Below are 13,723 nucleotides of genomic sequence, written 5' to 3'. Positions count from 1 at the left end.
ATGGCCGGAGGTCCAATGCGTTCCAGCATGCGCGGCAGTTCACGGCGCGCCATGTCCGACATCAACGTCGTGCCGTACATCGACGTGATGCTCGTGCTGCTCGTCATTTTCATGGTGACCGCGCCGCTCGTCTCGCCTTCCATCATCAACCTGCCGACGGTCGGCAACGCAGCGCCGCAGGAGCAAACGCCCCCGGTCGTGGTGAATATCAAGGCCGACGGCAGCATGACCGTGCGCTACAAGGACGACGGCGGCGCGTCGCAACAGCAGAGCATGACGGAAGGTGACCTCAAGACCTTCGTGCTGAATCGGCAGGAGTCGCATCCCGACCAGCCCGTCGTGATTGCCGCCGACAAGACCGTGAAATATGAAGTCGTCATGAACGTGATGTCCGATATGAAAGCGCGGGGCGTTAAACGAGTCGGATTGTTAGTCAAATCGCAATGATGAATCGGCAGCCCAGCGGGCATCCTGGCGCGCGGACCAGCGCGCGCCCCACCCGTCCGCCGCGTGAACGCGGGACATGGAAGGCGTTCGCGCTCGCCGCGCTAATGCACGTGTTGCTTGGCATCCTCCTGTACCACGGCGTCAACTGGCAAAACAACACCCCGGCTGGCGCCGAGGCAGAGCTGTGGACCGAGATCCCGGATCTGTCGGTGCCTACGCCCCGCCCTGTTCCGCCGCCCGCCCCGCCGATCAAGGTGCAGCCCGCGCCGCCGCCGGCGAGAGATGAGGAAGCTGACATCGCCTTGCAGGAAAAGAAGCGTAAACAGCAGGAAGCGGCGGCGCGTGCCGCGCAACTCGCTGAACAGCAGCGTGCGCAACAACAGGCCGACCAGGAAGCCGAGGCCAAGCGTCAGCAGCAACTCGCGGCACAACAAGCCGCGCAGCAAGCTGCTTTAGCGGCGCAAAAAGCGACCCAGGACAAGCAGAAACAAGCCGATAAGCAAAAGCAGCTTGCTCAGCAGAAGCTCGATCAGCAGAAGACGCAACAGGCTAAAGAGAAGGAAGCTGACGCAGCGAAAGCCGCGGAACAGCAGAAGGAAGCAGAAACGAAGGCGCAGGAGCAGGCGGACGCCAAGGCCAAGGCTCAGGCGGACGCCAAGGCGAAAGCCAAGGCCCAGACCCAGGCCGACGCGCAGGCGAAGGCCAAGCTTGATAAGGAACGCAATGCCCGGCTGGCGGCGTTGCAGGGCCAGGCTGGTGGCGGCACGAGCGAAAGCGGCGACGGACTGGCCAAGAGTGGCACGGGTCACGGCGCGGGCGGGACTGCAACATCGGCGGGCTATGCTGAGAAGGTGCAGCGGCGCGTGCGTCCGAACATCGTGTGGGCGGGGGAAACGGCGGGACTCGAGACCGTGGTCGCGGTACGTATTTCGCCATCGACCGGCACGCTGTTGTCGTCATCGATACAACGCTCGAGCGGCAACGATCAGTGGGATCAGGCTGCGCTGCGCGCTGTTCAGCGCTCCGATCCGATGCCGCTGGACACGAACGGCCAGGCGCCCGGCACGTTTACGATCACATTGCGTCCGGCGGGCGGTTGAACGGACATGGTAAAACGACGGTGCACAATGAACCCCGATGGGAACGAATTGTGCATTCGGCGGTCTGTTCTGCAGCCGCCGGTAGTTTAAAAATCGCTTTTTCTGGAACCAGATACATGAGTTTGATGACGAAGCTTGGCCTGAAAACACTTGTTGCATCCTGCCTGATCGCGGCCGGTACCGCTGCCCACGCGCAGTTGAATGTGCTTGTCACGGGCGTGGGTTCTACCCAATTTCCTATTGCCACCGCGACGTTTGCCAACGAAGCGAATTCGCCGGCGCAGATCAGCGCCATCGTTCGCCAGGATCTGGCGCGCAGCGGCAAGTTTACGAATATTGATGCCGGCTCGTCGCCCGTGTCGGAAACAGATTCCGTCGACCTTGGCAGCTGGAAAGCGAAAGGTGCGGACGCATTTGTCTCCGGCAGCGTGAATAAGTTGCCGAATGGCCAGTACGAAGTGCGCTTCCGTCTCTACGACACGGTCAAGCAGCAAAGCCTGGGTGGCCTGTCGCTCGTCAGTCCGGAAAGCGGTCTGCGGATGAGCGCGCACAAGGTCGCAGACTATATCTACGCAAAATTGCTGGGCGATCGTGGTGTTTTCGCGACGCGCCTCTCATACGTGATCAAGACCGGCGGCCGCTACCAGTTGCAGATTTCCGACTCCGATGGCCAGGACGCACGCATTGCGCTGTCCAGCCCCGAGCCGATCATCTCGCCGGCGTGGTCGCCTGACGGCACCAAGGTCGCGTACGTCTCGTTCGAAAAGAAAAAACCCGTCGTTTATATCCACGACCTGCCGACAGGCAAGCGTGTGATCGTATCGAATCAGAAGGGCAATAACAGTGCACCGGCGTGGTCACCGGACGGCCGCAAGCTTGCGGTTGCCCTGTCGACTACCGGCAACACGCAGATTTTCCAGGTGAACGCGGACGGCAGCGGTTTGCGTCGCCTGACACTGGGCAGCTCGATTGACACCGAGCCGGCTTACTCTCCCGATGGCAACACGATTTATTTTACGAGCGACCGCGGCGGCCAGCCTCAGATCTACAAGATGTCGGCGAACGGCGAAAGCGCCGGCCAAGCAACGCGCGTCACATTCACGGGCAACTACAATACAAGCCCGCGAGTGAGCCCGGACGGCAAGCAGATTGCGTACATTTCGCGTGTTGGCGGCGGCTTCAAGCTGTATTTGCTGGACCTCGCGTCCGGCACGGCGACGGGCCTGACCGACACCACGAATGACGAATCGCCCAGTTTTGCGGCGAATGGTCAGTACATCCTCTACGCCACCCAGGTGAGCGGGCGTGGCGTGTTGGCTGCCGTATCGACCGATGGTCGTACGCGGCAAGTCTTGTCGCTTCAGGGGGGCAGCGTACGCGAGCCGTCCTGGGGCCCGTTCATGCAATAAATTTCGCGCAATAACTTAAGCAGCAACACACAAGGAGAGTAACCATGATGTCTAAAATTCGTATCGGCTTTGCAGTGGCGATGGTCGGTGCATTGGCCGCATGTCATTCAGGCGTCAAGCTGGATGAAGGTGCAAACAAAGGCGCGATCGGCACGCAACCCGACGCGAACGCAGTTCAACAGGTCAACGTCGACCCGCTGAACGATCCGAACAGCCCGCTGGCGAAGCGCAGCATTTACTTCGACTTCGACAGCTACGCTGTTCGTGACGACTATCAGCCGCTGCTGCAACAACACGCGCAGTATCTGAAGAGCCATCCGGACCGTCACGTCCTGATCCAGGGCAACACCGACGAACGCGGCACGAGCGAGTACAACCTGGCGCTGGGCCAGAAGCGTGCTGAAGCTGTGCGTCGCGCGATGTCGCTGCTGGGCGTGGCTGATTCGCAGATGGAAGCCGTGAGTCTGGGCAAGGAAAAGCCGCAGGCAACCGGGCATGACGAGTCGTCGTGGGCGCAGAATCGCCGCGCTGACCTCGCTTATCAACAGTAACGTAACCTGTCACGGGTGAGTCGCCGTATGTTGTATCGCTTCCCCTCGCTGCGCGCGGTCGCAGTTGCTTGTTTGTTAGGTTCGGCCGTGGTCGGCGGGTCGGCGCACGCGGCGTTGTTTGACGACAATGAAGCACGTAAAGCCGTGCTCGATTTGCGCACGAAAACGGACAGTCTGGCTAGCCAGTTGTCCGCCGCTCAGCGCACGATCCTCGATCAATCGAATCGTCTTGACCAGTTGAATCAGCAGGTCGCTACGCTTCGAGGTCAGAATGAGGACTTGGCCAACCAATTGACGACGGTGCAGAAGCAGCAAAAGGACTACTACACCGACCTCGATGGCCGGCTGAAGAAGTTCGAACCGCAGCAGCAGACGGTGGATGGCGTGCAAGGGACGGTGCAGCCCGGCGAGACTGAATCGTTCAACGCGGCATCGACGCAGTTCCGTAACGGCGACTTCAAGAATGCTGCTGCGTCGTTCAAGACGTTTGTCGCCAAGTATCCGGAGAGTCCGTACCAGCCGACCGCGCAATATTGGCTGGGCAACGCGCAGTATGCTCTGCGTGATTACAAGGGATCGACAGCAACCTGGCAAAATCTGGTGAAGAATTTCCCGACGCATCCGCGGGCGGCCGATGCGCTGCTCGCAATCGCGAACAACCAGATCGAGCAGGGTCAGAAAGCCGCCGCGAAAAAGACGTTGGATCAGGTCATCTCGCAGTACGGTGGAACGGAAGCCGCGCAGTCGGCTGAAAGCAAGATGTCGCAAGTGAAGTAAGCGAAGCTGGAATTCGCGCCTCTCGTTGAAAAGGCCCGTAGCGTGGTTGCTACGGGCCTTTTCTTATGCATTTTCTCCGTTCCACGATGCGATGCATTTTTACGCTCCGTTGACAACTTGTGGTCCATGTGACTATAATTTCGGCTCTTTGGGTCGTTAGCTCAGCTGGTAGAGCAGCGGACTTTTAATCCGTTGGTCACAGGTTCGAATCCCGTACGGCCTACCAAAGACATGAAGGGCTCAGCGCAAGCTGAGCCCTTTTCTCGTTGGGGAAGCGGAACTAAGATTCGTGATCTGGGTTCGGGCTACTGCACACTCACAGCGCGCTCGTTGCATCATGATTCGCCGTCAGCGAACCGATTGTTCTTCTATCGTGATGAGCAAGTCGGTCGGCTCCTCCAGCGCGCCATCAATCACGATCGCAGTCTTTTTTGCGGCTCTCAGCGCAATAAAAGCATTCAATCAACGTCGGCGCAATCGTGGTTTGTGCAGCGGTTCTTCCCCGGGAATCGCTCGCAAAAATTCAGTCGCGAGAGTAACGGCATAGTCGAAGGTGGGCGTGTAGTTCAGCGTCTCAATGTCTGAGAACCCCTGACGGATAAACACGTCACGCGAAGCCAACTGATCGAGAAAGGTGTCTCGATGGCGGATCAGGAATTCGCCAGCCGCCAGCAATGCTGCCGGGTCACGCTCAATCACGAGACTGAGGTCGAAGAGATCACGCGCGGTCGCACGATCACCTCGATGCCACATTTTCTTCGCTACGATTTCAGCAGCCGTCTCCGCTTTCACCGGGCGATCGAGCAGGGTCCATTGATCGTATCCGGGGTCGGTCAGATTCAGAGAAACAACGAAGTCGATCTCGCCTTCAGGCAGAAGCAGCTTCACGAATTGCGGATGCTCCTCATACTCAGTCGTGATGTCTGAAGCAACGTCGCTGATGCGCGGATTCACGAAGCCCAGATACTGCGGATCGGGGACAAAATATCGATGTCCTTGCTAAGCCGATGGCCGTATCGCAGCATAAGCGCCGTGCCGCCACCGAAGGTCCAGAAGGGATCAGCCCGGCCGTGTTCAGCGATTTCATCGATAAGCGTGAACGCGTGGCCCAGCAGGCTTAGCCACGGCCCGGCCGGAAGCGAATGAGGCGAATAGGCTGTCGTCATTCCCACACCCTCCGGTAGAGATGCAGCTCTTTTGACCAGGTCGCGAGATTTTTCCAGATCTTCTTTGGCGCGATGCCAGATGATCTGGCCGCCTCCTCAACGGCTTTAACGACGACGGGCACAGGCACTTCGTCAAGAATGACGGATACCTGCGGCTCGTAGCCAGGGGGTATCTTTCCCGTCGCTAGCGCGCGAACGAGTTGGCCTTCCGTCAGTTTTCCCTTGTAGCTCGCATTGGCGCTCACCGATGCTTTGAACAGCCCCTTTTGATCAGGCCGCGGACCTGCCGTCAGTTCGATCCCAAGAACGCTGAGTAACGGAATAAGTTTGTTGATCCCAAGGTCCTTCACCTTACCGGTTTCAAGCTGATTGACCGTGAACCGGGAGAGCCCGCTAAGCTTCGCGAGCTGCGCTTGCGTCAGGTCGAGTTCCGCCCGCCGTTTGGCGACTGACTGACCAATCTCGTAAAGTTGCATGTTTGCCTCTGCGGCGGAACGGGAGAAAACGCGGCACCTCGCATGTAAAGTATATCCTACATATTTCGCGTGAGATTTTTCCGAGATGCGCGCTAGCTGGGTGGACGCCCTGACTCGGGACTTTCACACCGAACCAACGGTAGGGAACAGAACTGCTCTTATCGCACCGGTGCCGCTTGCTCCGCAGCGCTCACAATGGAGGGCGGAACCTTTGAAGATCCGGAGTTTGTATCGAACGCCCGACGCGAAAACGCGCACGCAACGGCGCGCGATGCGGTCTGATACGATTTCTGCAGAACGCAGTCGGGTGTGTCGCACAAGTCGGGGGCAATCACATGCCCGGCCTTCGTTCACCCTGGAGCAAGGAGATTGCTTTGCAGTTCAAATCGGTCATCGACCCGGACACGCGCCGGGCTTATATGGAAACGCAATATCGTGTCCTGGGTGATGCCCCGACGACGCTGCACATAGGCCACGCCAATCCCGATCTCGCCAAACTTCATCGGGCTTTTGGCGTCGACTGCAGCGCGTTTATCACCGCGTCGAATCCGTTCAGCACATTGACCGCTGCAACGGTCAACGCGGTCCGACAAGCTACGCTTGCCGAGCAGCTTGGCCTTATGAAGCTACGCTTCATCGAGGGACTCGGCGAGCATCCGTCGGGAACATGGCCGGGTGAGCCGAGCTTCCTGGTCCTTGGCCTGACACTTAGTGATGCCAAACAACTAGGTACGAACCACGGACAAAACGCGATCGTATGGTGCGACTCCGACACCGTCCCTCAACTGATCCTACTACGATAATTCGTGCGAGCGGCTCAAACTAACCATGAACGAGTCGTCCACGCGCCCATCACGAACCCGCATAGATGTTGCAGAAGCTGTACGGCCCGACACAGGTTTCATGACTCGGGCTGCCGACATTCGCAAAATGCGACGAGCTCACGCTCGAACCCGCCACCACGCCACCATAGGCCGATGTGCCCTGCCTGGATTGCGCGACCTGATTCGTATAAATGCGAGCCACATCGGGATACGACGCGTTGCTGACAAGTTGCGAGCCGTCTTGTTGCGCTTCAACGAGTTGCTGGCGGACTTCCGCGCGGGTCAGGCCTTGAGCCTGGGCGAATGCACTTGAAGATGCGAGTACAGCAGCGGACATCACGAACAGGGCGATCTTTTTCATTTTCGACTCCAGAGTGTTTAACGGGTTGGTACTAGGGCGAACCCATTTTTTTCCCGTCTATTCCGGATAAATCGAAAATAATTTTGCGCGTGGGCGTGGGCGTCGTAGGGCCAGAGTCAATGGCCGTCGCGTGCAATCGCTTCTTCTGTGCGATACGGTGTCGGGGCGTCGTACACGCCTCTACGCCTGCACTCCGCACACCAGCGTCGCGTGGCAATGTCCGCTTGCGCATCCCAGCTATGCCCGAACGCGCATTCCCATCGCAATGGCGTGATGGCATCGACGTAACTCGCCGATAACAACCGTCCACCCCGCTCCTCTGCCAGCGCCTTCAGCCGCGCCGTGTGTTGCTCGCGGCGCTGCGACGCGCAGTTCATGCAGCGCACGTTCTGCGCGGCGCTCAAGCCATCGTCCCATGCATGTCCGCGGCCGCATTGCCAGCCCGCGTCGGCCGTTTCGAGTGTCTCAAACGTTACCGCCCGCTCTGCGCGATGACGCGCCGCAAGCGCCATCAACCCCTCGTACTCAAGCGCGCGTTTTGATTTTTGATGATCCATCAGTATGGCTGCCGATATTGAAACGCCCCGCCGCGCAGCTCAATGCTTGCCACCGCCTAATGCTTCCGATCGCGACGTGGTCGTCACAATACCATCGGGGCCGAAATGCGCATTGAACATAGCGTCGCGGGTCACGCCGCCCTCCTCCCAATGCCAGCTCCACACACGCTCTTTCTTGAGCGGATATTCGGCGATGGTCGTCGGCTTGCCCAGCAAGCGCCGCACTTCGTCCTGCGTCATGCCGGGCCGTACCTTGGCAATGTTCTCCGCCGTCAGGACCTGCGTGACGGCGGTGAACTTGCCGTTTGCATCGATATCGACGAAATAGGTATTCGTGCCCGCCGGGCCGCGCGGATATTCGAGGCGCTTCGAGCCGTCGGTGAAGGTTCGAGCCGTTTCCGGTTCGCCCATCTGGTCGCGAATCTGCGCCTCGGTCGTGACTCCCGGCGTCAGGTCCTTGAGCAGCAAGGTGTCGGGTTTGACGGCGTTGAAAAACGCTTTGAGCTTGTTCATGGCGTCCGCGTTTTGCTGGTCGTTGCAGCCGGCAAGCAGCACAGCGGACACGCACGCGGCAGCGAGCAGGAGCCTTTTCATGTCAGCGTGGCTCCCGTTGCATGCGCCGTGCGTGCCGTGCTCATCACCCGGCCTTCTTCAGGGACGGCACCGGATCCACAGCCTGCCCCGACTTGCGCAGTTCGAAGTGAAGCAACGGCTTGTTGCTCGGCCCCGTCCCCATTTCTGCGATGGTCGCGCCCTGGCGGACGGTATCGCCTTCCTTCACGAGCAGCTTGCCGTTGTGTGCGTACGCGGTCAGGAAGTCGTTGCTGTGCTTCACGATGATCATCTGCCCATAAGCGCGCAGACCGCTGCCCGCATAGACGACTCGGCCCGCCGCCGCGGCTTTCACCGGTTCGCCGAGCTTGCCGCCAATATCGATACCCTTGCTGCCGCCCTCGCCGAACTTCGTGATCACGTCGCCTTCTGCCGGCCACGTGAGCCACGCGCCCTTCGAATTGATCTGAGGCGTGCTGGTGTCAGGCGCGGGACCGTTATTGCTCGCCGTCGCAGGTGCGCCAATGATCGGCGGCCCGGCTTTCGACGCTGCCGCCGACGCCGCAGCCTGTTTGCTCCAGTCGTCGCTGTTGCCGGCCGTGCCGGTGCTGCCCGGTGGCGCCACGCGCAACAACTGGTCGATGTTGACCTGCTTGCTTTCAGGCAGGTTGTTCCACTTGATAAGATCGGACGGACGCTGTTTTTGCGCGCGCGCGATGCCATAAAGCGTATCGCCCGGCTTCACGCGATAAAACCCCGGCCCGGCATCCGCCTGCACCGGCGGCGCGATGGCGACCGGTCCCGCGACTGACCCGGCGCCCGGGGGCGTAGTGGAGATCGACGAAGGCGAGCTCGTGCCGCCCGTCGACTGCTCGACGATGGGCGCGGGCGTCATCGCCGTCGAGCAACCGGCGATGGATACCGCCACGCCAATAGAAACGAGCGCGCTGAGCACTCCCCCGCGGCCGTTGACGGCCCATGCTGAATTATCTGAACGCGATACCGCCATGCTTGCCGTTTTCCCTGACTTCCTGTTATCGATATTTCCGGGCTGCATCCAGGCGCTCAGAACCGCATGCCGGCGCCACATCCGCCGAAAGCCCCGCCGTTCGTTGCACTGCCGCCGCAGCCAAAAATTCCGCAGCCGGCGAGTAGCGCCGTGACACCCAGCACCACCACCGCCAGCCTGAGACGACGCAAGTGACACGCCGCTCCCACTCCACTTCTTGTTCGTTCCAACATCAGCTATAAGACCTCGCCAACCTTCGCCAGCATAAAACATTAACGTTTGTTCACGAAACGCCGGAATCGTTCATCTCGATAATCGAACCACCGAGCCGACAATTCGGCATTCTAACCTTTTACGTTTTGGCGGCGAAGACGCCAGCGGGCCGAGTACCGTGCCCGTGATATACGCGCTTTCAAAGTGCCGGCCCGGCGACTTCGAAAGCGCTTTCGAACCGATCAATCCAACTCTATCCAGCTCAATTACCCGCTTTACGCCGCATGACTTTCCACAATGCGCCCAGCGCAATGGGCACGATCGCCGCGCACACGCCGACCAGCGCGATCACGTTCAGGTACTGGCGAATAAACGGGATATTGCCGAAGAAATAACCGAGCAACACGAGCAGCAATACCCAGATCAGTGCGCCGAGTATGTTGAACAATTGAAAACGCGAGGCTTTCATCGCTGATGCGCCTGCCACGAATGGCGCGAACGTCCGCACGATCGGCACGAAGCGCGCGAGCACGATGGTTTTGCCGCCGTGCCGCGCGTAGAAACCTTGCGTCTTGCGGAGCGCTTCGCGATCGAGGAAACGTTCGAGCACGGGAATGTGGGTATCGAATACCTTGGGGCCAATCGCGCGGCCAATCCAGTAATTCACCGTGTTCCCGAGGATGGCCGCGATCAGCAACAGCACGATCAGCGCGCCGAGATCCATTGATCCGCTTGCCGCGAACGCGCCGCCGATGAACAGCAGCGAATCGCCCGGCAGGAACGGAAACACCACGAGCCCCGTTTCACAGAAAACGATCAGGAACAGCACCGCGTACACCCAGCCGCCGTAATGCTGGATGAAAAAACCGAGCGATTTGTCGATATGGAGAATAAGACTCAGGAATGACAGCAGCGTATCCAAAAGCGGGCCTCGATCAGAATGGAATTAGCAGGAAATTTGGAGCGGCAACGTGCATGCATCGGCACATCGTTGCAAAGACGTTGCGATAAAAACAGTCGCGCCATGATACCGAACTCGACGTCGGAAAATTGGCGGAGCGTGGGTTCATTGGCTGGATTTAACGCTATTCGGGCCTTTTTGCGCCGCTTCGGAACGCGTACAACAGCCCACCTGGCCAACGCGTAGTACGAGACCGGACGGCCGCGAAATCGTTCACCGGCGCGAAGCTTTATAATTTCGGCATGCCCGATCTCATCGATTCATCCGACACGATATCCCACTCCCCCGCCCCCGCCGGGCGCTTGCCGCGCGCCATTCAGCAGTTGCCCGACCAGCTGATCAGCCAGATCGCAGCGGGCGAAGTGGTCGAACGGCCGGCGTCCGTGGTGAAGGAATTGCTCGAAAACGCGCTGGACGCCGGCGCGTCGAGCTTGCGGATCACGCTCGACGAAGGCGGGGTGAAGCGCATCATGATCGTCGACGATGGCTGCGGCATTCCTCCCGCCGAACTTCCTTTGGCGTTGTTGCGCCACGCCACCAGCAAGATCCGCTCGCTTGCCGAGCTGGAAGCCGTGGCGTCGCTTGGGTTTCGCGGAGAAGCGCTGGCGTCGATTGCATCGGTGGCCGAGCTTTTCATCACCAGCCGGACGGCGGCGTGCGCGCATGCGACCCGGATCGACGCCCAGACCGGCGCGATCTCGCCGGCGGCCGGGACTATCGGCACGACAATGGAAGTGCGCGAGCTGTACTTCAACACGCCCGCGCGCCGCAAATTCCTGAAAAGCGAGCAAACCGAACTCGGGCATTGCCTGGAAGTGATCCGGCGCGTCGCGCTGGCAAGGCCGGACATCGCGATATCGGTGATTCATAACGGTAAGGCCGTCGAGCACTGGAACGCGTCGGACCCGTCCACGCGCGTGGCGAAAATTCTCGGCGATGTCTTCGCCACCGCGCATCTGCCGCTCGACGAACGCGCGGGACCACTGGCCGTGTATGGCTGCGCCGGCCTGCCGACGGCGAGCCGCGGCCGCGCCGACCAGCAGTACTTCTTCGTCAATGGCCGCTTCGTGCGCGACAAGCTGCTGACGCACGCCGTACGCGCCGCGTATGAGGATGTGCTGCACGGCAACCGCTATCCGTCGTATGTGCTGTTTCTCGATCTGCCGCCGGAATCCGTCGATGTGAACGTGCATCCGTCGAAGATCGAAGTGCGTTTCCGCGATTCACGCTCGATCCATCAGTACGTGTTTCACGCCGTGCAGCGCGCGTTGGCGCGCAACGCGGGGGCATCGCCGGAAACGACGGCTGGTGGTCATGCCGCGCAACTGGAGCCGACGGGAATCGCATCGTTTAGTGCACGGCCTTATGCGGGCGCAGGCGTGCTTGGCGAATCGTCGCAGAAGGCCGACAACGGCACGAACTGGCTGCGGCAATCGCGGATGACGCAGGGCAATCTGCCGGTAGCGCAGCCGCTGGCGCTGTACGACGCGTTGTTCGGCCGCCGCGACGTGAACGCCGGCATGCCCCAGGGCACGACGCTTGCCGCTGGCGTGGGCACGACAGACGCCTACTCGCCGAACCAGGCCAGCGCGCCGCTCTATGCCTCAATGCCGGGTGCGCCGGATATCGTTGCTGACGAGCAGCCGCTGGGCTTCGCGCTGGGCCAGATTCATGGCATCTACGTGCTGGCGCAGAACGCGCAGGGACTGATCATCGTGGACATGCATGCGGCCCACGAGCGGATCCTGTACGAGCAGTTCAAGAACTCGCTGGCTGACCGGGCAATCGCGGTGCAGCCGCTGCTGATTCCGGTGACGATGACCGTCGATGCTGTTGAAATGGGCGTGGTCGAGGAAGAGCGCGAAGTACTGGACGCGTTGGGATTCGACTTGGCAATTCTGTCGCCGGGTTCGATTGCGATCCGCGCAGTCCCCGCCCTGCTGAAAGATGCCGATTTGCAGTCTCTGGCGCGTGCAGTGATTTCGGATTTGCAGGCGTACGGCGGCTCGCGGGTATTGACCGAGCGCCAGCATGAATTGCTGGGCACGCTGGCCTGCCATCACGCGGTCCGGGCAAACCGTCGGCTGACGCTGGACGAAATGAACGGCCTGTTACGCCAGATGGAAGCCACCGAGCGCGGCGACCAGTGCAATCACGGCCGCCCGACCTGGTTCCAGTTGACGCTCGGCGATCTCGATCGACTTTTCATGCGCGGCCAATGAGCGCGCGGCGTATTGCTTGTTTGCTGGGGCCGACGGCATCGGGGAAGACGGCGGCTGCGCTGGCATTTGCGCAGCGCTTTCCGGTGGAGATTATCAGCGTGGATTCGGCGCTGGTTTATCGCGGAATGGATATTGGTACTGCGAAGCCGACTGCGGAAGAACGCGCACTGGCGCCGCATCATCTGATCGATATCATCGATCCGACTGAAGCTTATTCTGCGGCGCAGTTTCGGAATGACGCTTTGAAGCTGGTGGCGGAGATTGAAGGTCGCGGCCGAATCCCGTTATTGGTCGGCGGCACGATGTTGTATTACATGGCTTTGACGCGCGGATTAAATGATTTGCCGGAAGCGAATCCTGAGATGCGTGCTGACCTCGACGCGGAAGCGGCGCGGGATGGCTGGCCTGCGGTGCATGCGCGGTTGGCTTTAATCGACCCTGAGACAGCGGCCCGGCTTCCGCCCAATGATTCGCAGCGAATCCAGCGCGCGCTGGAAGTGTTCATGCTGACCGGCAGACCCCTCTCTGCCATATTGAAAGATCCGAAAAAGACGCAGGAAAATGCACCTGAATTCGTTCCGGTTGCGCTAGAGCCATCGGATAGAAGCGTGCTGCACAAGCGGATCGAAAAACGGTTTGATCTGATGCTCGAAAGTGGATTGCTGGAAGAAGTAGAACGGCTTCGGGCGCGCGGGGATTTATCGCCGGCGATGCCATCGATGCGATGCGTGGGGTATCGGCAGGCTTGGGAATATCTGGACAGGCAAATCGATTACCCGACGATGCGCAATAAAGGCGTGTTCGCGACGCGGCAGTTATGCAAGCGGCAACTGACGTGGTTGAGGGGGATCGAAGGGCGGCGGGTTGTGGATTGCACGAGCGGAGATGCGATGGAAGCCGCGCTTGAGGAGATTGAGCGCGCAGTTCAAATGTAGCGCTTCGAGTTCAGGAAACATGCACTGCATTCAAGGCCTTGCAGTCCTAGCGAGGAAACGAGGCAAATCGCGCATCAGGGCCGCGCACACGCCCGGTTTTTCCCGGTAACCGGTGAGTTCCTTGTCTTTGTTGTCATCTGATGATAACCTATATATTTGATGA

At 60.1% G+C, this 13,723-nt stretch carries 16 protein-coding genes and 1 tRNA gene; 9 read left to right on the top strand and 8 right to left on the bottom strand.

Translation table 11 applies throughout. The features are described from left to right. From tolR to FH08_RS0126965, 6 genes are all read left to right on the top strand, one after another. Positions 1–447, top strand: coding sequence for a protein TolR (gene tolR / locus FH08_RS0126990; RefSeq protein WP_031361346.1), 447 nt, complete (start codon positions 1–3; stop codon positions 445–447). Further along, positions 447–1,547, top strand: coding sequence for a cell envelope integrity protein TolA (gene tolA / locus FH08_RS0126985; RefSeq protein ID WP_031361345.1), 1,101 nt, complete (start codon positions 447–449; stop codon positions 1,545–1,547). The genes tolR and tolA overlap by 1 nt, the downstream gene beginning before the upstream one ends. Positions 1,548–1,663: 116 nt before the next feature. Then, positions 1,664–2,956 (top strand): Tol-Pal system beta propeller repeat protein TolB, encoded by a 1,293-nt coding sequence (gene tolB, locus FH08_RS0126980; protein ID WP_031361344.1) that lies wholly within the window; start codon positions 1,664–1,666, stop codon positions 2,954–2,956. Between the two features lie 44 nt (positions 2,957–3,000). Further along, entirely contained in the window at positions 3,001–3,507 is a 507-nt protein-coding gene (gene pal, locus FH08_RS0126975) for a peptidoglycan-associated lipoprotein Pal (RefSeq protein ID WP_031361343.1), read from the top strand. Between the two features lie 27 nt (positions 3,508–3,534). After that, on the top strand, positions 3,535–4,284 hold the full coding sequence (ybgF, locus tag FH08_RS0126970) for a tol-pal system protein YbgF (protein ID WP_031361342.1): 750 nt from the start codon (positions 3,535–3,537) through the stop codon (positions 4,282–4,284). A 150-nt stretch (positions 4,285–4,434) separates the two neighbouring features. Next, a tRNA-Lys gene (locus tag FH08_RS0126965) sits at positions 4,435–4,510 on the top strand. A 236-nt stretch (positions 4,511–4,746) separates the two neighbouring features. On the opposite strand, the gene FH08_RS48615 is transcribed toward FH08_RS0126965, so the two are convergent. From FH08_RS48615 to FH08_RS0126950, 3 genes are read right to left on the bottom strand one after another with little or no spacing between them, the layout of a single operon-like run. Then, the gene (locus FH08_RS48615; protein ID WP_326928984.1) at positions 4,747–5,238 is read right to left on the bottom strand and encodes a nucleotidyl transferase AbiEii/AbiGii toxin family protein; all 492 of its coding nucleotides are present in this window, start codon (positions 5,236–5,238) and stop codon (positions 4,747–4,749) included. Next, positions 5,235–5,450 carry a nucleotidyl transferase AbiEii/AbiGii toxin family protein gene (locus FH08_RS54170; RefSeq protein WP_326928983.1) on the bottom strand — a complete coding sequence of 72 codons (216 nt, stop codon included), beginning with the start codon at positions 5,448–5,450 and terminating at the stop codon, positions 5,235–5,237. Before FH08_RS54170 ends, FH08_RS48615 begins: the two co-directional genes overlap by 4 nt. Continuing rightward, on the bottom strand, positions 5,447–5,926 hold the full coding sequence (locus FH08_RS0126950) for a helix-turn-helix transcriptional regulator (protein ID WP_031361341.1): 480 nt from the start codon (positions 5,924–5,926) through the stop codon (positions 5,447–5,449). The genes FH08_RS54170 and FH08_RS0126950 overlap by 4 nt, the downstream gene beginning before the upstream one ends. Before the next feature lie 374 nt (positions 5,927–6,300). Between FH08_RS0126950 and FH08_RS0126940 the strand changes: the two genes are divergently transcribed. Next, on the top strand, positions 6,301–6,729 hold the full coding sequence (locus FH08_RS0126940) for a DUF3293 domain-containing protein (protein ID WP_031361340.1): 429 nt from the start codon (positions 6,301–6,303) through the stop codon (positions 6,727–6,729). Positions 6,730–6,778: 49 nt separating this feature from the next. Here the strand turns inward: FH08_RS0126940 and FH08_RS0126935 are convergent, their stop codons facing one another. The 5 genes from FH08_RS0126935 to FH08_RS0126915 form a co-directional block, all read right to left on the bottom strand. Then, the gene (locus FH08_RS0126935; protein ID WP_031361339.1) at positions 6,779–7,111 is read right to left on the bottom strand and encodes a DUF4148 domain-containing protein; all 333 of its coding nucleotides are present in this window, start codon (positions 7,109–7,111) and stop codon (positions 6,779–6,781) included. Positions 7,112–7,227: 116 nt separating this feature from the next. After that, positions 7,228–7,668 (bottom strand): hypothetical protein, encoded by a 441-nt coding sequence (locus FH08_RS0126930; protein WP_051888575.1) that lies wholly within the window; start codon positions 7,666–7,668, stop codon positions 7,228–7,230. Between the two features lie 39 nt (positions 7,669–7,707). Further along, on the bottom strand, positions 7,708–8,262 hold the full coding sequence (gene bamE / locus FH08_RS0126925; protein ID WP_031361337.1) for an outer membrane protein assembly factor BamE domain-containing protein: 555 nt from the start codon (positions 8,260–8,262) through the stop codon (positions 7,708–7,710). A gap of 43 nt (positions 8,263–8,305) precedes the next feature. Beyond that, positions 8,306–9,277 (bottom strand): peptidoglycan DD-metalloendopeptidase family protein, encoded by a 972-nt coding sequence (locus tag FH08_RS0126920; RefSeq protein ID WP_235210512.1) that lies wholly within the window; start codon positions 9,275–9,277, stop codon positions 8,306–8,308. 427 nt (positions 9,278–9,704) lie between these two features. Then, the gene (locus FH08_RS0126915) at positions 9,705–10,364 is read right to left on the bottom strand and encodes a VTT domain-containing protein (protein ID WP_031361335.1); all 660 of its coding nucleotides are present in this window, start codon (positions 10,362–10,364) and stop codon (positions 9,705–9,707) included. A 281-nt stretch (positions 10,365–10,645) separates the two neighbouring features. Here FH08_RS0126915 and mutL point away from each other — a divergent pair, with 281 nt between their 5' ends. Next, on the top strand, positions 10,646–12,625 hold the full coding sequence (mutL, locus tag FH08_RS0126910; RefSeq protein WP_031361334.1) for a DNA mismatch repair endonuclease MutL: 1,980 nt from the start codon (positions 10,646–10,648) through the stop codon (positions 12,623–12,625). Further along, positions 12,622–13,560, top strand: a complete 939-nt coding sequence (miaA, locus tag FH08_RS0126905) for a tRNA (adenosine(37)-N6)-dimethylallyltransferase MiaA (protein ID WP_031361333.1) — start codon at positions 12,622–12,624, stop codon at positions 13,558–13,560. Before mutL ends, miaA begins: the two co-directional genes overlap by 4 nt. Positions 13,561–13,723 lie beyond the last annotated feature (163 nt).

Origin of the sequence: Caballeronia sordidicola, assembly GCF_000729995.1 — a bacterium.
GTDB lineage: Bacteria > Pseudomonadota > Gammaproteobacteria > Burkholderiales > Burkholderiaceae > Caballeronia > Caballeronia sordidicola_A.
The sequence above is the reverse complement of the archived record's forward strand: the minus strand, read 5'-3'. Positions and strand labels throughout refer to the sequence as shown.

Bases quoted from the DNA above. Each gene is read 5' to 3' on its own strand.
- FH08_RS0126930 (WP_051888575.1), bottom strand. From the start codon at position 7,668: ATGGATCATCAAAAATCAAAACGCGCGCTTGAGTACGAGGGGTTGATG.
- FH08_RS0126950 (WP_031361341.1), bottom strand. From the start codon at position 5,926: ATGCAACTTTACGAGATTGGTCAGTCAGTCGCCAAACGGCGGGCGGAA.
- mutL (WP_031361334.1), top strand. From the start codon at position 10,646: ATGCCCGATCTCATCGATTCATCCGACACGATATCCCACTCCCCCGCC.
- miaA (WP_031361333.1), top strand. From the start codon at position 12,622: ATGAGCGCGCGGCGTATTGCTTGTTTGCTGGGGCCGACGGCATCGGGG.
- ybgF (WP_031361342.1), top strand. From the start codon at position 3,535: ATGTTGTATCGCTTCCCCTCGCTGCGCGCGGTCGCAGTTGCTTGTTTG.
- tolR (WP_031361346.1), top strand. From the start codon at position 1: ATGGCCGGAGGTCCAATGCGTTCCAGCATGCGCGGCAGTTCACGGCGC.
- FH08_RS0126935 (WP_031361339.1), bottom strand. From the start codon at position 7,111: ATGAAAAAGATCGCCCTGTTCGTGATGTCCGCTGCTGTACTCGCATCT.
- pal (WP_031361343.1), top strand. From the start codon at position 3,001: ATGATGTCTAAAATTCGTATCGGCTTTGCAGTGGCGATGGTCGGTGCA.
- FH08_RS54170 (WP_326928983.1), bottom strand. From the start codon at position 5,450: ATGACGACAGCCTATTCGCCTCATTCGCTTCCGGCCGGGCCGTGGCTA.
- FH08_RS0126920 (WP_235210512.1), bottom strand. From the start codon at position 9,277: ATGCAGCCCGGAAATATCGATAACAGGAAGTCAGGGAAAACGGCAAGC.
- bamE (WP_031361337.1), bottom strand. From the start codon at position 8,262: ATGAAAAGGCTCCTGCTCGCTGCCGCGTGCGTGTCCGCTGTGCTGCTT.
- tolA (WP_031361345.1), top strand. From the start codon at position 447: ATGAATCGGCAGCCCAGCGGGCATCCTGGCGCGCGGACCAGCGCGCGC.
- tolB (WP_031361344.1), top strand. From the start codon at position 1,664: ATGAGTTTGATGACGAAGCTTGGCCTGAAAACACTTGTTGCATCCTGC.